This is a genomic window from Cupriavidus sp. FW216-B1 (assembly GCF_058789195.1).
Genome location: NZ_JBYTEL010000002.1, coordinates 184,798 through 208,255 on the forward strand (window position 1 = coordinate 184,798; position 23,458 = coordinate 208,255).

Consider the following 23,458-nt stretch of genomic DNA (forward strand, 5'->3'; position numbering starts at 1 on the left):
AAAGCTCATGCCGGCAGACGCCCCAGTTGATCCTGGAGCTTGCCCAGTGTCTGTTCGAAATCGGACAGACGCTGGGTTTCCTGCGCGACCACGGCCGGCGGTGCCTTGGCGACGAAGCTTTCGTTGGAAAGCTTGCCGCGGCACTTGCCGATCTCGGCGCTGAGGCGCTCTATTTCCTTGGACAGGCGCGCGCGCTCGGCGGCCACGTCGATCTCGATCTTCAGCAGCAGGCGATTACCGCCGACGATGGCCACCGGCGCGCCGGCGCCTTCCGTCATCAGGGCGTTCTCGTCTTCGAATACCTTCACCTCGGAAAGTTTCGCCAGCGCCTGCACATAGGCCTGGGCCGAGGCCAGGAAGGCGCTGTCGCCCTGCGCGTAGAGCGGGATGCGCTGGGCCGGCGAGATGTTCATCTCGCCGCGCAGGTTGCGGCAGGCGTCGACCACCGCCTTGAGCTGCGCGGTCCATTGCTCGGCGGCCTCGTCGATTTTGGCCACGGCCGGCAGCGGGTAGGCCTGCAGCGCCAGCGTCTCGCTGCCGTCGCCCCTGGCGCGGCCGGCGAGCGGGGCCACCTTCTGCCACAGTTCCTCGGTGATGAAGGGGATGATCGGATGGGCCAGGCGCAGCACCGTCTCCAGCACGCGCAGCAGCGTGCGGCGCGTGGCGCGCTGCTGCGCCGGCGTGCCGTTCTGGATCTGCACCTTGGCCAGTTCGAGGTACCAGTCGCAGTATTCGTCCCACACGAACTTGTAGATGGCGCTGGCGATATTGTCGAAGCGGTATTCGGCGAAGCCCTTTTCCACTTCGCCCTCCACGCGCTGCAGCAGCGACACGATCCAGCGGTCGGCCTGGGAGAAGTCCAGGTAGCCGTCCGGGCCGCAGTCGTTGTTGCACGGGCCCATGCCGCAGTCATGGCCTTCGGTGTTCATCAGCACGAAGCGGGTGGCGTTCCACAGCTTGTTGCAGAAGTTGCGGTAGCCTTCGCAGCGGCCGGTGTCGAAATTGATGTTGCGGCCCAGCGTGGCCAGCGAGGCGAAGGTGAAGCGCAGCGCGTCCGCGCCGAAGGCGGGAATGCCGTCGGGGAATTCCTTGCGGGTCTTCTTCTCGATCTTGGGCGCGTCCTTGGGGCGGCGCAGGCCGGTGGTGCGCTTCTTGAGCAGCGGCTCGAGCTCGATGCCGTCGATCAGGTCCACCGGGTCGAGCGTGTTGCCCTCGGACTTGCTCATCTTCTTGCCTTCCGAGTCGCGCACCAGGCCGTGCACATAAACGGTGTGGAAAGGCACCTTGCCGGTGAAGTGCTTGGTCATCATGACCATGCGCGCCACCCAGAAGAAGATGATGTCGTAGCCGGTGACAAGTGCCGACGACGGCAGGAAGTGCTGCAGTTCGGGCGTCTCGGCGGGCCAGCCGAGCGACGAGAACGGGACCAGCGCGGACGAGAACCAGGTGTCGAGCACGTCGTCCTCGCGGCGCAGCGCGCCGGTGCTGCCGGCGGCCGCGGCCTGCGCGCGCGCGTCTTCCTCGGTGCGCGCGACGAAGCACTTGCCGCTGTCGTCGTACCAGGCCGGGATCTGGTGGCCCCACCAGAGCTGGCGCGAGATGCACCAGTCCTGGATGTTCTCCAGCCACTGGTTGTAGGTGCTGTTCCAGTTCTCCGGGATCAGCTTGATCTCGCCGCCGCGCACGGCCTCGAGCGCCACCTCGGCGATCGAGCGGCCCGGGTAGAAGGTGCCTTCGGGCGCCGGCTTGCTCATGGCGACGAACCACTGGTCGGTCAGCATCGGCTCGATGGCGCTGCCGGTGCGCTCGCTGCGCGGCGTCATCAGCTTGTGCTTCCTGACCTCGGCCAGCAGGCCCTGCGCGTCGAGGTCGTCGACGATGCGCTTGCGCGCGTCGAAGCGGTCCAGCCCGGCGTAGGCCGCCGGCGCGTTGGCGACGATCCTGGCGTCGAGCGTGAGGATGGACAGCTGCGGCAGGCCGTGGCGCTGGCCCACCGCATAGTCGTTGAAGTCATGGCCCGGCGTGACCTTGACCACGCCGGTGCCGAATTCGCGGTCGACGTAGTCGTCGGCGATGACCGGGATGTCGCGGCCGGTCAGCGGCAGGCGCACCGACTTGCCGATCAGGTGCGCATAGCGCTCGTCTTCCGGGTGCACCATCACGGCGACGTCGCCCAGCATGGTTTCCGGGCGGGTGGTGGCCACGGTCAGGTGGGTCAGGCCGCGCACGCCGTCGGCTTCGGTGAGCGGATAGCGGATGTGCCACATCGAGCCTTCTTCCTCGACGTTCTCCACTTCCAGGTCGGACACCGCGGTGCCCAGCACCGGGTCCCAGTTGACCAGGCGCTTGCCGCGGTAGATCAGGCCCTGCTCGTACAGGCGCACGAACACTTCGGTGACCGCCTTCGACATCTCCGGCGACATCGTGAAATATTCGTGGCTCCAGTCGATCGAGGCGCCCATGCGGCGGATCTGGCGCGTGATGGTCGAGCCGGACTCTTCCTTCCAGGCCCACACCTTCTCGGTGAACTTCTCGCGGCCGAGCTCGTGGCGCGAGACGCCCTGGGACTCGAGCTGGCGCTCCACCACGATCTGGGTGGCGATGCCGGCGTGGTCGGTGCCGGGCACCCACAGCGTGTTGGCGCCGGACATGCGCGCGTGGCGGGCCAGGCCGTCCATGATGGTCTGGTTGAAGGCATGGCCCATGTGCAGCGTGCCGGTCACATTGGGCGGCGGCAGCTGGATGCAGAAATCGGGGCGGTCCGAGTCTAGGGTCGGCTTCGCGATGCCGCGCTTCTCCCACTCTGGGCCCCACTTGGCCTCAATGGCGGCGGGTTCGAAGCTCTTGGCAAGGGACTGGTCTTGGGCGGTCATGCTCGGGGTGTCGATGATTGCGTCGGATTCTGCGGCCCAGGCGGGCGGGGCAAACGCGCCGGGGAAAACGTCAAATTATAGGGGAGGCGGGATGCCTGCGCGGGAAAAGACCCCGCGCAGGCCGGTTCCGCGCCGTCCCCGGGGCGAGCCGGGACGCCGATCCGGGCGCGATCCGCGGGCACCGGGCCATGATGCCTGCGCAATCCGGGCGCCATTTTGCCGCCGTCCGCGCGCGCCGGGTGGATTTCCGGATACTTCCTGCGAGGGGATCACATGGCCCGGCGGCCATGTCTGCGGCCCCGCGCGGGCCGGCGCCGGACCACGCCGGGCCGTGGGCACGGGCGATGGAGGCGCCCCGGTATAATTCCCGGCATTCCACAAGGCCTCCCGATGTCCGATCTGCTTGCCAATCTCAACGCCGAACAACTTGCCGCCGTCACCCTGCCTGACGAACCGGCACTGATCCTGGCGGGCGCGGGCAGCGGCAAGACCCGCGTGCTGACCACGCGCATCGCCTGGCTGATCCAGAACGGGCGCGTGTCGCCGGCCGGCCTGCTGGCGGTGACGTTCACCAACAAGGCCGCCAAGGAAATGACCGCGCGGCTCACCGCGATGCTGCCGATCAACACGCGCGGCATGTGGATCGGCACCTTCCACGGCCTGTGCAACCGCATGCTGCGCGCGCATTTCCGCGACGCCGGGCTGCCGCAGACCTTCGCCATCCTCGACAGCCAGGACCAGCTCTCGGCGCTCAAGCGCCTGCTCAAGTCGCTCAACGTGGACGACGAGAAGTACCCGCCCAAGAGCCTGCAGTACTTCATCAACAACGCCAAGGAGCAGGGCCTGCGCCCGGCCGACGTGGAGGCCAACGACGACTTCAACCGCCGCTTCGTCGACCTCTACGCCGCCTACGACCAGCAGTGCCAGCGCGAAGGCGTGGTCGACTTCGCCGAGCTGCTGCTGCGCTGCTACGAGCTGCTGCGCTACCACGACGCCATCCGCCAGCATTACCAGCACCGCTTCCGCCACGTCCTGGTGGACGAGTTCCAGGACACCAACGTGCTGCAGTACCGCTGGCTCAAGCTGCTGGCCGGCTTCGGCACGCCCAACCCGGCCGCGGTGTTCGCGGTGGGCGACGACGACCAGAGCATCTATGCGTTCCGCGGCGCCAACGTGGGCAACATGCGCGACTTCGAGCATGAATTCCGCGTGCGCCACATGATCAAGCTCGAGCAGAATTACCGCTCGCACGGCCACATCCTCGATTCGGCCAACCACCTGATCGCGCACAACGCGCGCCGCCTGGGCAAGAACCTGCGCACCGACGCCGGCCACGGCGAGCCGGTGCGGGTGTTCCAGGCGGGCTCGGACGGCCAGGAAGCGGCCTGGATGGTGGAGGAGATCCGCGACCTGGTGGCGCAGGGCATGAGCCGCGCGGAGATCGCCATCCTCTACCGCAGCAACGCGCAGTCGCGCGTGATCGAGCACGCGCTGTTCTCGTCGGGCATCCCGTACCGCGTGTACGGCGGCCTGCGCTTCTTCGAGCGCGCCGAAGTCAAGCACGCGCTGGCCTACCTGCAACTGCTGGAGAACCCGCGCAACGACGCCGCCTTCGGGCGCGTGGTGAACTTCCCCGCGCGCGGCATCGGCGCGCGCTCGCTGGAGGCGCTGCAGGACGCCGCGCGCCAGTACGACTGCTCGCTGGCCGAGGCGGTGGCCTACGTGCCCGGCAAGGCCGGCAGCACGCTCGGCGCCTTCGTGCGGCTGATCGAGAAGATGCATGCCGAGACGCGCCGCCTGACGCTGCCGGAGACGGTCGAGTACGTGACCAACACCAGCGGCCTGATCGAGTATTACCGCGGCGAGAAGGAAGGCCAGGACCGCATCGAGAACCTGCAGGAACTGGTGACGGCGGCGCAGGCCTTCGTGATGGAGGAAGGCTACGGCCTGGACGCGCTGGCCAGCGCGATCCCGGTCGGGCGCGACGGCGCGCAGGTGCTGCCGGCGCTGGCCGACGGCGACCAGGCGCAGCAGGTGCTGGACCCCGAGGCGCTGCCGGTGGTGATGACGCCGCTGGTGGCCTTCCTGACCCACGCCTCGCTCGAGGCCGGCGACAACCAGGCGCAGGCCGGCCAGGACGCGGTGCAGATGATGACCGTGCACGCGGCCAAGGGGCTGGAGTTCAACGCGGTGTTCATCACCGGGCTGGAGGAGGGCCTGTTCCCGCACGAGAACAGCGCCAACGAGGCCGACGGGCTGGAGGAAGAGCGCCGCCTGATGTACGTGGCCATCACGCGCGCGCGCGAGCGGCTCTACCTGTCGTTCGCGCAGAGCCGCGTGCTGCACGGGCAGATGCGCTATCACGTGCGCTCGCGCTTCTTCGAGGAGTTGCCCGAGGAAGCGCTCAAGTGGCTGCAGCCGCAGGCGCCGTCCTACGGCGCGCAGCGCCGCCAGCAGAGCGAAAGCGGCTGGGGCCGCGACTGGTTCAAGAAGCCCGAGGACGTGCCCTACTCGGGCACCAAGCCCACCGGCGGCATGGATACCGGCAACGGCTACGCCGACGCCAAGCGCGAGGCCGGCTCCGGCCTGCGCATCGGCCAGAGCGTGTTCCACAACAAGTTCGGCGAGGGTGTCATCAAGGCGCTCGAGGGCGACGGCGCCGATGCGCGCGCCAACATCGAGTTCAAGCGCCACGGCGCCAAGTGGCTGGCGCTGTCGGTGGCGAAGCTGGACCCGATCGACTGAAGGCGCGCCGTCATGCCGCGGTGTCGAGGCTGCCGGCCGGGTTTTCCGGGACCACGTTGAAGCAGCCGCGGTAGGTCGCGTAGAACGAGCAGTACATGATCGCCAGCATCAGCAGCGAGTACGGCGTGACCAGGAACGAGAGCAGGGTCTCGGCGCCGAGCGCGCCGAACAGCGCCTCGAGGAAGAACGGAATCGCCACCAGCAGCACCGCGAACACCACCGCGTAGGCCAGGAAGGCGCCGCGGTTGCGCCAGCACGCGGTCCAGCTGAAGAACAGCGCCTTGACCGGCGGCACGTTGTGCCAAGCGGTCAGCAGCGGGGCGAACCAGAACATCATGGCGATCGGCGTGTACAGCGCGGCGCCGATCATCAGCGCGAAATAGAGCTGGCGCACGGCGTCGGGCGAGGGCGCTTCCTCCTTGAGCAGGATCGGCACCAGCGTGCTGATGTCCACCAGGCTGCCGGCGATCAGGCTCAGCACGAACACCAGCGCGGCGTAGATGCCGCCGAGCACCAGCAGGTTGCGGCTGGCCAGCTTGCCGTTGGCGCGGAATCCCGCCAGCAGCACGGTGGGCAGCACCCGCTTGTTCTGGATCACCTCGCGGCAGGCGGTCATGATGCCGACCGACAGCCCGGGGGTGATCACCAGCAGCGCGATGATGCCGATCAGCGGCACGAACACGGCCAGTTGCGCGGCGATCAGGTAGATGAACAGCAGCATCAGGAAGGCGAGCGGGTTCTTGCGGAACAGCCAGACGCCCTGGCGGAACCAGACATAACCTTCCTTGGCGGAAACTTCCAGTAATTGCATGATGCTCAGGTCCAGGGCAGCGCGGCGGCTTCGATGCGCCGGCGCAGGATGCGTTCGAAATGGGTCGGGTCGTGCGGCTGCAGCATGTCGGCCTCGCGCGGGAGGTAGAAGTCCCACAGGCGCGAGACCCAGAAACGCAGCGCGCCGGCGCGCAGCATGTCGCGCCAGCGTGCCGCCTCGACCGCGCCCAGCGGCCTTACCGCATGATAGGCCCGCAGCAGCGCGCGGGCGCGCGTGTCGTCGAGCGCGCCGCTGGCCAGGTCGATGCACCAGTCGTTGACGGTGACGGCCAGGTCGAACAGCCACTTGTCGTTGCCGGCGAAGTAGAAGTCGAAGAAGCCGCCGAGCTTGTCGTGGCCGTGCCCGTCGGTCTCGAACAGGGCGTTGTCGCGGAACAGGTCGCAGTGGCAGGGGCCGCCCGGCAGCGCGGCGTAGTCGGCGCCGTGGAAGAAGGCGGCCTGGTGCGCCAGTTCCTGCTGCAGCAGCGCGCGCTGGCCGGCATCGAGGAACGGCAGGATCTCGGTCTCGGTCTGCTGCCACCACGGCAGGCTGCGCAGGTTGGGCTGCTGGCGCGGATAGCTCTGGCCGGCCAGGTGCATGCGCGCGAGCATGTCGCCGACCTCGGCGCAGTGCCCGGCCGCGGGCGCGAGCTGCGAGCTGCCCGGCAGGCGCGTGACGATGGTGGCCGGCTTGCCCTTGAGCGCGCGCAGGATCTCGCCGTCGCGGCCCGGCACCGGCGCCGGCACGCGGATGCCGTGCCCGGCCAGGTGGGCCATCAGGTGCAGGTAATACGGCAACTGCGCGAAGGTCAGCCGCTCGAAGATGGTCAGCACGTACTCGTGCGTGCCATCCTCCCGCTCCGTGGTCAGGAAGAAATTGCTGTTCTCGATGCCCGAGGCGATGCCGCGCAATTCGCGCATTTCGCCCAGGTCGTAGTCAAGGAGCCAACTGGCGATCTCGTCCGGCGAGACCGTGGTGAATACGGCCATACTCTTTGTGTGAATCGAAACGGATGGCGGCGCGCGCAAACGCTTGCGCATCGCCGCGGCGTGGATGCCGGATGTTGCCGGCGCGGCCCCGCCGCGCTGGCCTGGCGGGGTCGTGGGAAATCGGAAAAGCGGTAGCCGGACGCGTCTCCGGGCGCAAGCGCCCGCGGCCGCATGCCGGCGTCATGGCCCGGAGGCCCCGCGCACGGGCCGGATTGCGCCATCCGGCCCGCGCATGGCTCAGAACTGCAGCACGTTGACCGACGGCACGCGGTTCATTTCGCGGTCGCGGATCTTCGGCGAGCTGTCCTCCGGCTTGCTCATCTGGTACTTGGTGCCGACCCCGGACTTGACCTCGATGTCCGTGGCCTGGCCCTTGTTGCGGTACTCCCGGATCTGCGTGCCGTCCGGCTCGTTGAGCTGGAAGCTCGGCTCGCGCGGCTGGTTGAGCTGCGTCTTGGCCGGCGGGGCGATCGGGCTGTTGTTGATCTCGTTGAGCTCTTGCTGGGTCAGCGCGCCGCCGACCTGTTCGGTGCCTTGCTGCGCCAGCGCCGCGAACGGCACGCCGAGCGCCAGCAGGACGGCGGCGGCCAGCATCCGGGCGGATGCCGGGAACGGCTGCTCCGGCGCGCCCGCGCTCGCGGCGGCCAGGAGGGAGGGGGAGGTCATTCAGGGCTCCTGTGCGATCCAGCAATCGGGCATGCTGCATCGCGAATGGCGCTGCAGCCCGGCGGCGCCGGGCTTTGGCAGTGGATCAGGCTTCCATTCTAGCAATTCCTGCCCGCGCCGGGCTCCCGCGGTGATCCGCCGGGCACCCGGGCGCGCGCGCCGGCCCGCCCGTGGCACGGCCGGCGGCATGACAGGCGGCACTACAGGTAGAACATCTCCTCCTTGGGCGGGATCGGGTTGTCGCCGCCGCGCTGCTCGTAGTATTCATATACCGCTTCGAGCACTTCATGCGGCTCGTCGACGATCTTCATCAGGTCGAGGTCGTGCTCGGCGATCAGGCCCATCGGCAGCAGCGTGAAGCGGAACCAGTCGAGCAGGCCCTTCCAGAAGCGGCTGCCGAACAGCACCACCGGCACCGCGCGCGACTTGCCGGTCTGCACCAGGGTCAGCACCTCGGCGAGTTCGTCGAGCGTGCCGAAGCCGCCCGGCATCACGATGAAGGCGTCCGAGTTCTTGACGAAAGTGACCTTGCGCGTGAAGAAGTGGCGAAAGCGCATGGCGATGTCCTGGTACGGATTGCCCTGCTGTTCGTGCGGCAGCTCGATGTTCAGGCCGACGCTGGCCGACTTGCCGGCGTGGGCGCCCTTGTTGGCGGCCTCCATGATGCCGGGGCCGCCGCCCGAGATCACGGCGAAGCCGGCGTCCGAGAACAGACGCGCGATCTCGATGGTGCGCTGGTAGTACGGCGAATCCTCGCGCAGGCGCGCGCTGCCGTAGATCGACACCGCCGGGCGGATCTCCGAGAGGTACTCGGTCGCCTCGATGAACTCTGCCATAATCGTGAACATTTGCCACGAAGCGCGTGCTTTCTTTGCGGTGGCGCGGTCTTCGTCGGCCAGCGCGCGCAGGCTGGGAATCATCTTGCGCGGGTTGGCGCGGATGCCGGCGGCGGGGGACGTATCTCCGGGGCCCTCGGCAGCGGCGCTGACCGTCACGTTCACATCCATATCGGCCGCGGTGGTCATGCTGCCCTGCGCGGCCTGCTTGAGTGCCGCGGCCGGTTCGGCGGCGCCTGCCGCGTCCGAGCGGGGAGCGGCGTTCGCACCGCCTGCGGCGGCACCAGTCAATTTTGAGTCCATGGGAATGTCGGATAGTCCAAAAACACTCTTGCTCGTCGATGGGTCGAGCTATTTGTATCGCGCGTATCACGCCCTGCCGGACCTGAGGAACGCGGAGGGGCTGCCCACAGGGGCAATCTACGGCATGATCAATATGCTGCGCAAGCTGCGCAACGATTTTCCGGCAGAGTATAGCGCCTGCGTGTTCGACGCCAAGGGCAAGACCTTCCGCGACGATCTCTACCCCGCCTACAAGGAGCATCGCCCCTCGATGCCCGAGGATCTGGCCAGGCAGATCGAGCCGATCCACGACGCGGTGCGCGCGCTGGGCTGGCCCATCGTGGTGGTGGACGGCGTGGAGGCCGACGACGTGATCGGCACGCTGGCGCGCCAGGCCACCGCCGAGGGCATGCGCACGGTGGTCTCCACCGGCGACAAGGACCTCGCGCAACTGGTGGACGAGCATGTCACGCTGGTCAACACCATGAGCGGCGAGGTGCTCGACCCGCCCGGCGTGGTGGCCAAGTTCGGCGTGCCGCCGCAGCGCATCGTCGACTATCTCTCGCTGATCGGCGACGCGGTGGACAACGTGCCCGGCGTGCCCAAGGTGGGGCCCAAGACCGCGGTCAAGTGGCTGACCGAATACGGCACGCTCGACGACATCATGGCCAATGCCGCCGGCATCAAGGGCGTGGTCGGCGAGAACCTGCGCAACACGCTGGCGTGGCTGCCCAGGGCGCGCGAGCTGGTGACGGTCAAGACCGACTGCGACCTGACGGCCGCGCTGGGCGATTTCCACCATCTCAAGGACGCCGGCGAGGACAGGGAGAAGCTGGTCGAGTTCTTCTCGCGCTACGGCTTCAAGACCTGGCTGCGCGAAGCCACCGGCGAGAGCCTGCCCGATCCGCGCGCCCAGGCGCGCGCGCGCGCCGGCGAGCCGCTGCCGCAGGGTAGCGCGCAGGGGAATGGCCCGGCCGCCGGCCCGGCCCAGGGCGGGCTGTTCGATGCCGCGCCGGCGCAGATCCGCTACGAAGCCATCACCACCGAGGCCGAGCTGGAAGTATTCATGCGCCGCGTGGAAGCCGCGCCGCTGGTGGCCATCGACACCGAGACCACTTCGCTCGACCCGATGCAGGCGCAGATGGTCGGCATCTCGATGTCGATCGAGCCGGGCGAGGCGGTCTATATCCCGGTGGCCCACGCCGGCCCCGACGTGGTGGGCCTGGAAGGGCGCGGCCAGTTGTCGCGCGAGTTCGTGCTCGGGCGCATGCGCGCGTGGCTCGAAGACCCGTCGCGCGCCAAGCTCGGCCAGCATCTCAAGTACGACGTGCACGTGTTCGCCAACCACGGCGTGGCGCTGCGCGGCGTCGCGCACGACACCATGCTGCAGAGCTACGTGCTGGCCTCGCACCGCAACCACGGCATGGACAGCCTGGCCGAGCGCCTGCTCGGCCTCAAGACCATCACCTACGAGGAAGTGTGCGGCAAGGGCGTGAACCAGATCTGCTTCGACCAGATCGACATCGCGCGCGCCACCGAGTACGCCGCCGAGGATGCCGACGTCACGCTGCGCCTGCACCGCAACATGTACCCGCAGCTCGAGGCGCTGGACAAGCTGCTCTACGTCTACGAGAAGATCGAGATGCCGGTCTCGGTGGTGCTGCAGAAGATCGAGCGCAACGGCGTGCTGATCGACGCCGAGCGCCTGGCCGCGCAGAGCGCGCAGCTCGGCCAGCGCATGCTGGAGCTCGAGCAGGCCGCCTACGACGCGGCCGGCCAGCCGTTCAACCTCGGCTCGCCCAAGCAGATCGGCGAGATCCTGTTCGGCCAGATGAAGCTGCCGGTGGTCAAGAAGACCGCCAGCGGCGCGCCCTCCACCGACGAAGAGGTGCTGCAGAAGCTGGCCGAGGACTATCCGCTGCCCAAGCTGCTGCTGGACTACCGCGGCCTGTCCAAGCTCAAGTCCACCTATACCGACAAGCTGCCCAAGATGGTCAACGCGGCCACCGGGCGCGTGCACACCAGCTACGGGCAGGCCACCGCGGTGACGGGGCGCCTGGCCTCGACCGATCCCAACCTGCAGAACATCCCGGTGCGCACCGAGGAAGGCCGCCGCATCCGCGAGGCGTTCATCGCCGGCCCCGGCAACGTGATCGTCTCGGCCGACTACTCGCAGATCGAGCTGCGCATCATGGCCCATATCTCGGGCGACGAGAACCTGACGCGCGCGTTCGCCGAGGGCGCGGACGTGCACCGCGCCACCGCCGCGGAAATCTTCGGCGTGGACCCGGCCGCGGTCAGCAGCGAGCAGCGCCGCTACGCCAAGGTCATCAACTTCGGCCTGATCTACGGCATGAGCGCGTTCGGCCTGGCCAGCAATCTCGGCATCGAGCGCGAGGCCGCGCGGCACTACATCGACCGCTATTTCATGCGCTATCCGGGCGTGGCGCACTACATGGAAGAGACGCGCCAGACCGCGCGCGAGCAGGGTTTCGTCGAGACCGTGTTCGGCCGCCGCCTGTGGCTGCCGGACATCAACGGCGGCAACGGCCCGCGCCGCCAGGGCGCCGAGCGCGCGGCCATCAACGCGCCGATGCAGGGCACTGCGGCCGACCTCATCAAGCTGTCGATGATCGCCGTGCAGGACTGGCTCGAGGCGGACCGGCTCGGCACGCGCCAGATCATGCAGGTGCACGACGAACTGGTGCTGGAAGTCCCCGAGGCGGAGCTGGCGCTGGTCAAGGTCAGGCTGCCGGAGCTGATGTGCAACGTGGCGAAGCTGCGCGTGCCGCTGGTGGCCGAAGTGGGCAGCGGCAGCAACTGGGAAGAAGCGCACTGAGCGCCGGGCCCGCCCACGCGCGCCGCCGTGCCTGCATCCGGTTTCGATTGAAGCGACCGCTGAATCGGTGAATGGCGGCTTGCCAGTCCTGCTGCCGTGCAGCAGACTGGCGCCAAGGCCCGGCCGGTCCGCGCGCACCGGCCGGGCAACAAGCCTATCGACGACACTGGGTAGATCATGAGTACAGAGGCAAGGGCGCATCGCATCATCGTGGTCGGCGGTGGCGCGGGCGGGCTGGAACTGGTCACGCGGCTGGGCGACAAGCTCGGCAAGAGCGGGGCCGCGCAGGTGGTGCTGGTGGACCGCTCGCCGACCCACATCTGGAAGCCGCTGCTGCATGAAGTTGCCGCCGGCAGCATGGACCCCAACACCCACCAGCTCGAATACGTGGCGCAGGCGCGCTGGCACGACTTTGAGTTCCAGCAGGGCGAGCTGACCGGCATCGACCGCGCCCGCAAGACCATCTCGGTGGCCGCCTGCGTCGACCTCGACGGCATGGAGCTGCTGCCCGCGCGCGAGCTGCCCTACGACACGCTGGTGCTGGCGATCGGCTGCGTCACGCATTTCTTCGGCGTGCCGGGCGCCGCCGCCAACGCCATCGCGCTCGACACCGTGGCGCAGGCCGAACGCTTCCGCCGCCGCCTGATCGCGGCCTGCGTGCGCGCGCAGAACGGCGGCGGGCGCGTCGGCGCGGACGGGCGGCCGTGCGTGGACGTGGCCATCATCGGCGCCGGCGCCACCGGCGTGGAACTGTCGGCGGAGCTGCGCAACACCGCGCACGTGCTGAGCGCCTACGGCCTGCACCAGCTCGACCCGCGCCGCGACGTGCGCATCCACGTGATCGAGGCCGGCCCGCGCATCCTGCCGGCGCTGTCCGAGCGCGTCTCCACCGAGACCACCAAGCTGTTGCACAAGCTCGGCATCGACGTCTTCACCGCCGAACGCGTCACCGAGGTCACCACGGACGCGGTGCTGACCGCCAGCGGCAAGCGCATCGACGCCGACCTGACGGTGTGGGCGGCCGGCATCACCGCGCCGCCGGTGCTGGCCACGCTCGGCCTGCCGGTCAGCCGCATGGGGCAGATCGTGGTGGGGCCCACGCTGCAGAGCGAGACCGATCCGGACATCTTCGCCTTCGGCGACTGCGCCAGTTGCCCGTGGCCGGAGAAGCAGGGCACGGTGCCGCCGCGCGCCCAGGCCGCGCACCAGCAGGCCACCTTCCTCTACGGCGCGCTGTGCGCGCGCCTGGCCGGCAAGCCGCTGCCGGCGTTCCAGTTCAAGGACCTGGGCTCGCTGGTGTCGCTCGGGCATTTCAGCGCGGTGGGCAGCCTGATGGGCGGGCTGATCGGCGGCTCGATGTTCATCGAGGGGCTGATGGCGCGCGTGATGTACACCTCGCTGTACCGCATGCACGTGCTGGCGCTGCACGGCGCCGTGCGCATGGCGCTCGATACCGTGACCCACTGGCTGCGCAGCAAGACCAGCCCGCGCGTGAAGCTGCACTAAGGGTTGAGAGCAGGGTGGGGCAGGGCGCGTGGCTCCGGCGTGCGCGGTACGCCATGTTTGCTTAGAATCGGTCTCCCCAACCCGCCAAGCAGGAGACCTCATGCTGAAGCCTGAAGTGGAAAGCCTCGTACCCGGACAGTCCTTCGACCGCCGGGCGTTCGTCAAGACCGCGCTGGGCTCGGCATTCGCCGCCGCTGTCCTGCCGGTGTCGGCGCAGACCATCAAGACCGACTTCGCCGGGCTCACCGCCGGCGAAGTCACCATCGCCTCAAGCGGCTTCAACATGCCGGCCTACCGCGCCCAGCCCGAAGGCAAGACCAATCTGCCGGTGGTGCTGGTGGTGAGCGAGATTTTCGGCGTGCACGAGCATATCGCCGACATCTGCCGGCGCTTCGCCAAGCTGGGCTACCTGGCCATCGCGCCCGAGCTGTTCGCGCGCCAGGGCGACCCGAACAGCTTCGGCACCTTGCAGGAATTGCAGACCCAGTTGATCGCCAAGGTGCCGGACGCGCAGGTGCTGGGCGACCTCGACGCCGCCGCGGCGTGGGCCTTCGCCAATGGCGGCGACGCCGGCCGGCTGGCCATCACCGGCTTTTGCTGGGGCGGGCGCGTCGCCTGGCTGTACGCCGCGCGCAACCGGCAGCTCAAGGCCGCCGTGGCCTGGTACGGCCAGCTGGTGGGCGAGCCCAGCGCGCTCAAGCCGCGCAACCCGGTCGACGTGGCCGGCGAGCTCAAGGTGCCGGTGCTGGGCCTGTACGGCGCCAAGGACACCGGCATCACGCAGGAGCACGTGGCGCGGATGAAGGCGGCGCTGGCCGCCGCGGACAATGCCAACGCCCGCGCGTCCGTGTTCGTGGTGTATCCGGATGCCGGCCATGCGTTCAACGCCGACTACCGGCCGAGCTACGTCGCCGCCGACGCCAAGGACGGCTGGCAGCGCTGCCTGGCGTGGTTCAGGCAGCACGGCGTGTAATCGCATGTAATTGCGCGTAATCACGCGCAGGGGTGGCCGGCGGACGCGGCATTTGCAAAGTCGGCGCCAATCTACGTACAATGCGGGCTTCGTTTCTTGCAACACTGTTGCGTTTGAGGCCGGTGCCGCTCCCCGTGGGGCGCATCGCCGGTCCCGGGAGCCCATCATCGATTCCACCCTTGCCTACATCCTGCTGGCCGCCACCATCTCCGGGGTGGGCAGTATCTTCGGAGCGGCGCTGCTGTCGCTGACGGTGGCCTCGCGCGTGGTGGAGCGCATGGTGAGCTTCTCGGTCGGGGTGCTGCTGGCCACCGCGCTGCTGCATTCGCTGCCGGAGGCGTTCGAGTCGGGCGCCGATCCGCGCGCGCTGTTCGGCACGCTGCTGGCCGGCCTGCTGGGCTTCTTCCTGCTGGAAAAGATCGCGCTGCTGCGCCACTCGCACCACCACGAGGGCGACGGGCATCACCACCACCACGGCCACGACCGCGAGGAAGCCGGGCGCAGCGGCCTGACCATCCTGGTCGGCGACACCTTCCACAATTTCGCCGACGGCATCGTGATCGCGGCTGCCTTCCTGGCCGATCCGCACATCGGCCTGGTCACGGCGCTGGCCATCGCCGCGCACGAGATCCCGCAGGAAGTGGGCGACTTCATCGTGCTGCTCAATGCGGGCTTCTCGAAGGTGCGCGCGTTCGCCTTCAACCTGCTGTCGAGCCTGGCGGCCATCGCCGGCGGGCTGGTCGGGTACTACCTGCTCGACCAGATGAGCGGCTGGATTCCCTACGTGCTGGTGATCGCCTCGAGCAGCTTCGTCTACATCGCCGTAAGCGACCTGATGCCGCAGATGCAGCGCAAGCCGCGCTGGCGCGAGTCGATCATCCAGATGGTGCTGGTGGCGGCCGGGATCGGCGCCATCTTCTTCATCACCAACGGCGTGCATGAAGGCCACGGCCACGGCCGCGCGCACGCGGCGGCGGCCGGCAAGTAAGCCGCGCGGGCCGCGCGCGGGGCGCTAGGCGCCGCTGGCCACCGGCCGCGCCGGGTCGGCGCACCATTCGCTCCAGGAGCCCGGGTACAGGGCGGCGCCGCGCAGGCCCGCCACTTCCAGCGCCAGCAGGTTGTGGCAGGCGGTCACGCCGGAGCCGCACTGCATGATGGCGGCGCTGGCCGGGGTGGCGCCCAGCACCTGGGCGAATTCCTCGCGCAGCGTGGCCGCCGGCTTGAAGCTGCCGTCGGCCCGCAGGTTGTCCTTGAAGAAGCGGTTGGCCGCGCCGGGAATGTGCCCGCCGACCGGATCCAGCGTCTCGTTCTCGCCGCGGAAGCGGTCGGGCGCGCGCGCGTCCACCACCAGCCGGCGCGGCGCGTCCAGGTTGGCGAGCACCAGGTCCGCATCCACCGTGGCCGCCAGCGAGGCCTTGCGCGTGAAGTCGCCGGGCGTCTCCGGCTCGGGCGCGGTGCCCGCTTCCAGCGGCAGGCCGGCCGCCACCCACGCATTCCTGCCGCCGTCCAGCACCGCCACGGCCTCGTGGCCCAGCCAGCGCAGCAGCCACCACAGGCGCGCCGCAAACATGCCGCCGTGGGCATCGTAGGCCACCACCTGGCTGCCGGTGCCGACGCCGAGCGCGCGCAGGCGCGCGGTCAGCGTGTCGGGGTCGGGCAGCGGGTGGCGGCCGTTGCTGCCGGTCTTGGCGCCGGACAGTTCGTTGTCCAGGTGCAGGTAGAACGCGCCCGGCAGGTGGCCGGCGTGGTAAGCCTCGCGGCCGGCGGCCGGGTTTGCCAGGTCGAAGGTGCAGTCGATCACGACGCCGTGGCGGCCGCTGCCTTCGCGCAGCGCGCGCAGGTCCTGGCAGGAAATCAGGGTGGTGAACATGGAATGGCCTCTGGTTGGAAATGCACAGGGGCGCGCCCGCGCGCGGGGCATGGCGCGCCACGGTCGATGCTACACCTCGGGATGGACTTCCGCCTCGGGCGAGCGCAGCGGCGTGGCGCTGGTGGGCTGCCTGCCGGCGGTGTCCTCGCGCGCGCGCGTCAGCGTGGTGGCGATGCCGCTGGCGATGATCAGCGCCATGCCCAGCCACGACAGCCAGTTGAGCTTGTCGCTCCAGACCAGCATGCCCCACAGGCTCGAGAACACGATGCCCGCGTATTGCAGGTTGGCCGTGAGCAGCGTGTTGCCGCGCTTGTAGGCGCGCGTCATGGCGGTCTGCCCCAGCGTGGCGAGGATGCCGATGCCCAGCAGCAGCGCCGCGCCGTGCCAGCTATGGGGGCGGACGCCGCCGATCAGCATCCAGCCCAGGCCCACCACCATGCCCACCGCCGAGAAATAGAACACGATGCGGCCTTCCGGCTCGCCCAGCTGCCCGAGCTGGCGCACCTCCACGTAGGCCAGCGCGGTGAAGATGCCCGAGATCAGCCCGATCAGGCCGCCGGTAAGCTGGTCCTTGCCGACCGACGGCTGCAGCAGGCACAGCACGCCGGCGAACGACATCAGGATGGCGCCGATCAGCTTGCGGTCCGCGCCGGCCCCGCGCGTGCCGGCCAGCGCCGCGCCGGCGCCCAGGATCAGCGCGATCCACACCGGCGACATGTAGTTCAGCGTCATCGCGGTGGCCAGCGGCAGCAGCGTGATCGAGGTGAACCACAGCAGCAGCGCGGTCACGCCGAACAGGCTGCGCTTGATGTGCATGACCATGTGCGGCGTGCGCACCGAGACGCCCGAGCCCGCCAGCACCACCCACATGATGACCACGCTGACCGCGCTGCGGTAGAACACGATCTCGCCGGTGGTGTACAGCTCGGATGCCAGCTTGACGCCCACCCCCATCAGAGAAAAGGCGAAGGCGGCGAACAGCATCCAGAGCGATTGCATGGCGGGGCGACAGGGAAGGAATGGACAGCGCGCGGGCCCGGCCGGCCCCGGGGCGGGGCGGCCATGCCCGCGAAAGGCTTCGCGGCGGCGAATGGCCCGCGCGGCGCGGCGAGACGCCGGGCGCAGCCGGGCGCACACGGGAAGCGGAGATTGTAGCAGCGCGAGTGCGCTGCAACAAAGGCAAAACGGACCGCCTGGGCGGTCCGTTCCGTTGGTTTTGCGCATCAGGCCGCAGTCGCGGCCGTCGCGGCCGTCAGGTCCCCGGTCCGCAATTCACCCGGTGAAGGACATGGCGCGGCGATACCATTCGTGGAAATGCTGCATGCCGTCTTCCATCGGCGACTGGTAGGGGCCGGTTTCGCTGACGCCGCGCTTGAGCAGGGCGCGACGGCCGGCATCCATGCGCTCGGCGATCTCGTCGTCCTCGATGCAGGTTTCCATGTAGGCGGCGCGCTCCGCCTCGACGAACTCGCGCTCGAACAGCACGATTTCCTCGGGGTAGTAGAACTCCACCACGTTGCGGGTCTTGTCCGGACCGAGCGGATGCAGCGTGGATACCACCAGCACGTTCGGATACCACTCCACCATGATGTTGGGGTAGTAGGTCAGCCAGACCGCGCCGTACTTGGGCAGCTGGCCGTTGTTGAAGCGCAGCACCGCGTCGTGCCATTTCTGGTACGTCGGGCTGCCGGGCCGCTTCAGGCCGGCGTGCAGGCCCACGGTCTGGACGCTGTGCCAGTCGCCGAACTCCCAGCTCAGGTCGTCGCACGAGACGAAGCTGCCCAGGCCGGGGTGGAACGGCACGACGTGGTAGTCCTCCAGATAGACCTCGATGAAGGTCTTCCAGTTGTAGTTGCACTCGTGGATCTCGACGTGGTCGAGCATGTAGCCGTCGAAGTTCAGGTCCTGGGCCACGCCCAGGCGCGCAAGGTCGGCGCGCACGTCGCGCTCGCCCTCGAACAGCAGCCCGTTCCAGTTCTGCAGCGGCGAGCGGTTCAGGTGCACGCACGGCTGCTTGTCGAAGTGCGGCGCGCCGAGCAGGTCGCCCTTCAGGTCGTAGGTCCAGCGGTGCAGCGGGCAGACGATGTTCTGCGCGTTGCCGCGGCCGTTGAGCATGATGGCCTGCCGGTGGCGGCAGACGTTGGACAGGAGCTCGATCCCGTCCGCGTTGCGCACCAGGATGCGGCCTTCTTCCTCGGCCGCGAGCGCCTGGTAGTCGCCCGTTTCGGGGACCATCAGTTCATGGCCGACGTAGCCCGGGCCCTTCTTGAACAGCAGTTCCAGTTCTTGTTGATGCAGCGCCTCGTCGAAGTAGACGTTGACGGGCAGTTGCGAATCAGCCGGCACCAGTTTCAGCGCGGTGCTGAGATTGGACATTATCCCCACTCCCTATGACAGGCGAAAGCAGTGAACAACCCAACCATCGAAAAGAAATCGATTTGGGAAAGACAGTCAGCGGCGCCCGGACCTGCTTCCCGGCCCCGGCGTGAGATGGCGCTGACGAACCGCGGATTGTACCCGAGCCAAAAAGTTAAGGGACTGATTATTTTGCCTTTTTAGCGAAAAAGTCGACCCGGGTCGTCATGGAGGTGCCGTTCCGGGCGCATTCGGAAAGACGACCCAAGCGCACAAGTCACTTTCCGGCAACGCTGCCGCGCGAGCGTGAGCATGGATGCGGCCAATCTCGCGCTTTGGCGTAAAATCCCAGCTTCCCCAGATTCATTGTCCGCAATGCCAAAGACTACGAGCTCCCCGGCCCAGCCCGGAACGGCCTCGGCCGACCAGCGGTCCGCCACCGCGACGCCAGCATCCTACGAGGCCGCCCTGGCCGAACTGGAGGCGCTGGTGGCCAGCATGGAAGGCGGCGCGCTGCCGCTGGAAGATTCGCTGGCGGCGTACAAGCGCGGCGCGGAACTGGTGAAGTACTGCCAGCAGACGCTGGAGCGCGTGGAACAGCAGGTCAAGGTGCTGGATGGCGACGTGCTCAAGAGCGCGCCCGCCGAAGCCGCCGCGGTGCCGGGAGAGCAGGAATGAGCGAATCCAGGCAGAATCCCGACGCGGGCGATTTCGCCGGCTGGATGCGCGCCCGTGGCGCCCGCACCGAACAGGCCCTCGAAGCCGAGCTGCCGGCCGTCGATGCCGTGCCGGCCAGGCTGCACGACGCGATGCGGTATGCTGTGCTCGGCGGCGGCAAGCGCGTGCGGCCGCTGCTGGTGCATGCCGCTGGCGAAGTGGCCGGCGCGGCACCCGAGGCCTGCGATGCGGCGGCCTGCGCGGTGGAGATGATCCACGCGTACTCGCTGGTGCATGACGACATGCCGTGCATGGACGACGACGACCTGCGCCGCGGCCGTCCCACCGTGCACAAGGCTTATGATGAGGCGACGGCGCTGCTGGTGGGCGACGCGCTGCAGACCCAGGCGTTCATGGTGCTGGCCGAATCGGCCTCGCTGGCCTCGCTCGATGCCGCCGCGCGCATGCGCCTGGTGGCGGAGCTGGCCCGGGCCTCGGGCTCGGTCGGCATGGCCGGCGGGCAGGCCATCGACCTGCAGCACGTCGGCCTGGCCATGTCGCTCGACGAACTCGAGGCGATGCACCGCATGAAGACCGGTGCCCTGCTGCGCGCCAGCGTGCGCATGGGCGCCTGCTGCGGCAGCGTGGACGAGGCCGGCCTGGCCGCGCTCGACCGCTATGCCGCGGCGGTCGGGCTGGCGTTCCAGGTGGTGGACGATATCCTCGACGTGACCGCGGATACCGCCACGCTGGGCAAGACCGCCGGCAAGGACGCCGCCAACGACAAGCCGACCTACGTCTCGCTGATGGGCCTCGAGCCCGCCCGCGAGCTGGCCGCGAAACTGCGCGCCTCGGCGCACGAGGCGCTGGCGGTGTTCGGCGCGCGCGCCAAACGCCTGGGCGAACTGGCCGATCTGATCGTGCTGCGCTCGAACTGAAATGATAAGTAGAAAACCGATAACCGGGCACAAGAATCCGGCCGCCGAACGGACATCATGACCTACGCACTGCTTAAAACCATAGACGACCCCGCCGCCCTTCGCAGGCTGGACCGGCGCCAGCTCCAGACGCTGGCCGACGAACTCCGCGCCTACGTGCTCGAATCCGTGTCCCAGACCGGCGGCCACCTGTCGTCCAACCTCGGCACGGTCGAGCTGACCATCGCCCTGCACTATGTGTTCGATACCCCGGAAGACCGCGTGGTATGGGACGTGGGCCACCAGAGCTACCCGCACAAGATCCTGACCGGGCGGCGCGACCGCATGCACTCGCTGCGCCAGTGGGGCGGCATCTCGGGCTTCCCGCGCCGCGCCGAAAGCGAATACGACACCTTCGGCACCGCGCACTCGTCCACCTCGATCTCGGCCGCGCTCGGCATGGCGCTGGGCGCGCGCACGCAGGGCGAGCAGCGCGTGTCGATCGCCGTGATCGGCGACGGCGCGATGACCGCCGGCATGGCCTTCGAGGCCATGAACAACGCCGGCGTCTACAAGGACCTGCCGCTGCTGGTGGTGCTCAACGACAACGACATGTCGATCTCGCCCCCGGTCGGCATGCTCAACCGCCACCTCGCGCGCCTGATGAGCGGCCAGTTCTACGCCTCGACCAAGAAGCACATCGAGCGCGTGCTGTCGGTGGCGCCGCCGGTGCTGGAATTCGCCAAGCGCTTCGAGGAACATGCCAAGGGCATGATGGTGCCGGCCACCATGTTCGAGGAGTTCGGCTTCAACTACATCGGCCCGATCGACGGGCACGACCTCGAATCGCTGGTGCCGACGCTGCAGAACATCCGCAAGCGCGCGCTCGAAGGCGGCGGCCCGCAGTTCCTGCACGTGGTCACCAAGAAGGGCCAGGGCTACAAGCTGGCCGAGGCCGACCCGATCCTGTACCACGGCCCGGGCAAGTTCAACCCGGCCGAAGGCATCCGCCCGTCGGCCAAGCCCGCGCGCAAGACCTACACCCAGGTCTTCGGCGACTGGCTGTGCGACATGGCCGCGGCCGACCCGCGCCTGGTGGGCGTGACGCCGGCCATGCGCGAAGGCTCGGGCATGGTGGAGTTCGAGAAGCGCTTCCCGGACCGCTACTACGACGTGGGCATCGCCGAGCAGCACGCGGTGACGTTCGCCGGCGGCCTGGCCTGCGAGGGCCTCAAGCCGGTGGTGGCGATCTATTCCACGTTCCTGCAGCGCGGCTACGACCAGCTGATCCACGACGTGGCGCTGCAGAACCTGCCGGTGGTGTTCGCGCTCGACCGCGCCGGCCTGGTCGGCGCCGACGGCGCCACCCACGCGGGCGCCTACGACATCGCCTTCCTGCGCTGCATCCCCAACATGATGGTGATGGCGCCGGCCGACGAGAACGAATGCCGCCAGTTGCTGACCACCGCGTTCCAGCAGGACTGCCCGACCGCCGTGCGCTATCCGCGCGGCGCCGGCGCCGGCGTGGCGACCGAGGCGGCGCTGACCGCGCTGCCGGTGGGCAAGGGCGAGGTGCGCCGCACCAGCGGCGCGCGCGCCGGCCAGCGCGTGGCCATCCTGGCGTTCGGCTCGATGCTGCACCCGGCGCTGGCCGCGGCCGAGGCGCTCGACGCCTCGGTGGCCAACATGCGCTTCATCAAGCCGCTCGACGTTGAGCTGGTCAAGAAGCTGGCGCACGAGCACGACTACCTGGTCACGGTCGAGGAAGGCAGCGTGATGGGCGGCGCCGGCAGCGCGGTGCTCGAGGCGCTGGCCGCCGCCGGCCTCGCCGTGCCGGTGCTGCAGCTCGGGCTGCCCGACCGCTTCATCGACCACGGCGATCCCGCCTTCCTGCTTTCGCAGTGCGGGCTCGACGCGCCGGGCATCGAGCAGTCGGTGCGCGAGCGCTTCAAGCTGGCCCAGGCCACGGTCGCCACGCGCGCGGCCTGACCTGCGCGCCACGCATGCCCGCCGCCGGCGGGCATGCGGTGTTCCCCGCGATGCCGCCCGCGCGGCCCGCCTTCCGACTCCCGCCTTCCTCCCGCCTTCTGCCTCCCGTCTTCCCGGCATCCCGCGTTTGGTGTGCGGGTATCGCCGCCCTCCCGGCAGCCCCGGGCGATTTCCCTTAAAATCCGAAGTTCTGTGTTCGCAGCTGCGGGAGGCATCGGTTGCCGTCGCCCGCGGTTTCACACTCGTTGCGCGGCAGTGTTGTCTGCGAAAAATGCCGCGACCGTAGAGGAAACCTAGGAATCCGGTATGAATGACATCAATCCCGCCTTCGTGATGCCCGACGTGCAGTCGAGCCTCGACACCCGCCAGATCCCCATTCAGCGGGTCGGCGTGAAGGGCGTGCGCTATCCGCTGTCGCTGAAGACGCCGGCCGGCGTGCAGGCCACCGTGGGCACCTTCAACCTCGACGTGCACCTGCCGGCGGACCAGAAGGGCACGCACATGTCGCGTTTCGTGGCGCTGCTCGAGGAAGAGCGCGAGCCGCTCGAGCTCGCCGGCTTTCGCCGCCTGCTCGACAAGATGCTGCTCAAGCTCGAAGCCGAGGCCGGCCGCATCGAAGTCACCTTCCCGTATTTCATCAACAAGGTCGCGCCGGTGTCGGGCGTGCAGTCGCTGATGGACTACGAGGTCACGCTGGTCGGCGAAGTGCGCGGCGGCGCGGCCAAGGTGTTTCTCAAGGCGCTGGTGCCCGTCACCAGCCTGTGCCCGTGCTCGAAGAAGATCTCGCAGTACGGCGCGCACAACCAGCGCTCGCACATCACCATGAACGTCGAGCTGGCGGGCGACCTGCCGGTGGAGGCGCTGGTGCGCATGGCCGAGGAAGAAGCCTCGTGCGAGCTGTGGGGCCTGCTCAAGCGGCCGGACGAGAAGTTCGTCACCGAGCGCGCCTACGAAAACCCGAAGTTCGTCGAGGACCTGGTGCGCGACATCGCCATGCGCCTCAACGCGGACGAGCGCATCGTGGCCTACGTGCTCGAGGCGGAGAACTTCGAGTCCATCCACAATCACAGCGCCTACGCCGTGATCGAGCGCGACAAGCGCGTCGCCTGATCCGGGCTGCCGCCGCCGGCCTTGCGCCGGCGGCGCGCCC

17 protein-coding genes are annotated in these 23,458 nt (G+C 68.8%); 9 read left to right on the top strand and 8 right to left on the bottom strand.

Annotated elements, in window-relative coordinates; genetic code table 11:
- Positions 1-5: 5 nt before the first annotated feature.
- Entirely contained in the window at positions 6-2,873 is a 2,868-nt protein-coding gene (locus tag AC3WXD_RS07835; RefSeq protein ID WP_020200898.1) for a valine--tRNA ligase, read from the bottom strand.
- Positions 2,874-3,263: 390 nt separating this feature from the next.
- Between AC3WXD_RS07835 and AC3WXD_RS07840 the strand changes: the two genes are divergently transcribed.
- Positions 3,264-5,618 carry a UvrD-helicase domain-containing protein gene (locus AC3WXD_RS07840; RefSeq protein ID WP_492323472.1) on the top strand — a complete coding sequence of 785 codons (2,355 nt, stop codon included), beginning with the start codon at positions 3,264-3,266 and terminating at the stop codon, positions 5,616-5,618.
- A 10-nt stretch (positions 5,619-5,628) separates the two neighbouring features.
- On the opposite strand, the gene AC3WXD_RS07845 is transcribed toward AC3WXD_RS07840, so the two are convergent.
- The 4 genes from AC3WXD_RS07845 to AC3WXD_RS07860 all read right to left on the bottom strand — a co-directional run bounded on the left by AC3WXD_RS07845 (position 5,629) and on the right by AC3WXD_RS07860 (position 9,223).
- Entirely contained in the window at positions 5,629-6,429 is an 801-nt protein-coding gene (locus AC3WXD_RS07845; protein ID WP_020200896.1) for a BPSS1780 family membrane protein, read from the bottom strand.
- 5 nt (positions 6,430-6,434) lie between these two features.
- Positions 6,435-7,418 carry a homoserine kinase gene (locus tag AC3WXD_RS07850; RefSeq protein ID WP_454732010.1) on the bottom strand — a complete coding sequence of 328 codons (984 nt, stop codon included), beginning with the start codon at positions 7,416-7,418 and terminating at the stop codon, positions 6,435-6,437.
- A gap of 237 nt (positions 7,419-7,655) precedes the next feature.
- Positions 7,656-8,084 carry a DUF2782 domain-containing protein gene (locus tag AC3WXD_RS07855; protein WP_029043170.1) on the bottom strand — a complete coding sequence of 143 codons (429 nt, stop codon included), beginning with the start codon at positions 8,082-8,084 and terminating at the stop codon, positions 7,656-7,658.
- A gap of 200 nt (positions 8,085-8,284) precedes the next feature.
- Complete coding sequence (locus AC3WXD_RS07860; protein WP_081651299.1) at positions 8,285-9,223, bottom strand: LOG family protein; 939 nt, start codon at positions 9,221-9,223, stop codon at positions 8,285-8,287.
- Positions 9,224-9,227: 4 nt separating this feature from the next.
- On the opposite strand from AC3WXD_RS07860, the gene polA reads away from it, so the two are divergent.
- The 4 genes from polA (at position 9,228) to AC3WXD_RS07880 (ending at position 15,508) form a co-directional block, all read left to right on the top strand.
- Positions 9,228-12,041, top strand: coding sequence for a DNA polymerase I (polA, locus tag AC3WXD_RS07865; protein ID WP_492323473.1), 2,814 nt, complete (start codon positions 9,228-9,230; stop codon positions 12,039-12,041).
- A 177-nt stretch (positions 12,042-12,218) separates the two neighbouring features.
- Positions 12,219-13,547 (top strand): NAD(P)/FAD-dependent oxidoreductase, encoded by a 1,329-nt coding sequence (locus AC3WXD_RS07870; protein WP_029043167.1) that lies wholly within the window; start codon positions 12,219-12,221, stop codon positions 13,545-13,547.
- Positions 13,548-13,647: 100 nt separating this feature from the next.
- The gene (locus tag AC3WXD_RS07875; protein WP_020200890.1) at positions 13,648-14,520 is read left to right on the top strand and encodes a dienelactone hydrolase family protein; all 873 of its coding nucleotides are present in this window, start codon (positions 13,648-13,650) and stop codon (positions 14,518-14,520) included.
- A 205-nt stretch (positions 14,521-14,725) separates the two neighbouring features.
- Positions 14,726-15,508 carry a ZIP family metal transporter gene (locus AC3WXD_RS07880; RefSeq protein ID WP_369796860.1) on the top strand — a complete coding sequence of 261 codons (783 nt, stop codon included), beginning with the start codon at positions 14,726-14,728 and terminating at the stop codon, positions 15,506-15,508.
- 24 nt (positions 15,509-15,532) lie between these two features.
- On the opposite strand, the gene AC3WXD_RS07885 is transcribed toward AC3WXD_RS07880, so the two are convergent.
- From AC3WXD_RS07885 to AC3WXD_RS07895, 3 genes are all read right to left on the bottom strand, one after another.
- Complete coding sequence (locus tag AC3WXD_RS07885) at positions 15,533-16,390, bottom strand: sulfurtransferase (protein ID WP_492323474.1); 858 nt, start codon at positions 16,388-16,390, stop codon at positions 15,533-15,535.
- A 69-nt stretch (positions 16,391-16,459) separates the two neighbouring features.
- Positions 16,460-17,389, bottom strand: coding sequence for a DMT family transporter (locus AC3WXD_RS07890; protein ID WP_454732006.1), 930 nt, complete (start codon positions 17,387-17,389; stop codon positions 16,460-16,462).
- Between the two features lie 273 nt (positions 17,390-17,662).
- Positions 17,663-18,766 (bottom strand): aromatic ring-hydroxylating oxygenase subunit alpha, encoded by a 1,104-nt coding sequence (locus AC3WXD_RS07895; protein WP_020200886.1) that lies wholly within the window; start codon positions 18,764-18,766, stop codon positions 17,663-17,665.
- Positions 18,767-19,120: 354 nt separating this feature from the next.
- Here AC3WXD_RS07895 and AC3WXD_RS07900 point away from each other — a divergent pair, with 354 nt between their 5' ends.
- The 4 genes from AC3WXD_RS07900 to folE2 all read left to right on the top strand — a co-directional run bounded on the left by AC3WXD_RS07900 (position 19,121) and on the right by folE2 (position 23,418).
- Positions 19,121-19,423, top strand: a complete 303-nt coding sequence (locus AC3WXD_RS07900) for an exodeoxyribonuclease VII small subunit (protein WP_020423639.1) — start codon at positions 19,121-19,123, stop codon at positions 19,421-19,423.
- The gene (locus tag AC3WXD_RS07905) at positions 19,420-20,340 is read left to right on the top strand and encodes a polyprenyl synthetase family protein (RefSeq protein WP_020200884.1); all 921 of its coding nucleotides are present in this window, start codon (positions 19,420-19,422) and stop codon (positions 20,338-20,340) included. Before AC3WXD_RS07900 ends, AC3WXD_RS07905 begins: the two co-directional genes overlap by 4 nt.
- 57 nt (positions 20,341-20,397) lie before the next feature.
- Entirely contained in the window at positions 20,398-22,308 is a 1,911-nt protein-coding gene (gene dxs, locus AC3WXD_RS07910) for a 1-deoxy-D-xylulose-5-phosphate synthase (protein ID WP_492323475.1), read from the top strand.
- Positions 22,309-22,614: 306 nt separating this feature from the next.
- Positions 22,615-23,418 (top strand): GTP cyclohydrolase FolE2, encoded by an 804-nt coding sequence (gene folE2, locus AC3WXD_RS07915; protein WP_020200882.1) that lies wholly within the window; start codon positions 22,615-22,617, stop codon positions 23,416-23,418.
- Positions 23,419-23,458: the final 40 nt, after the last annotated feature.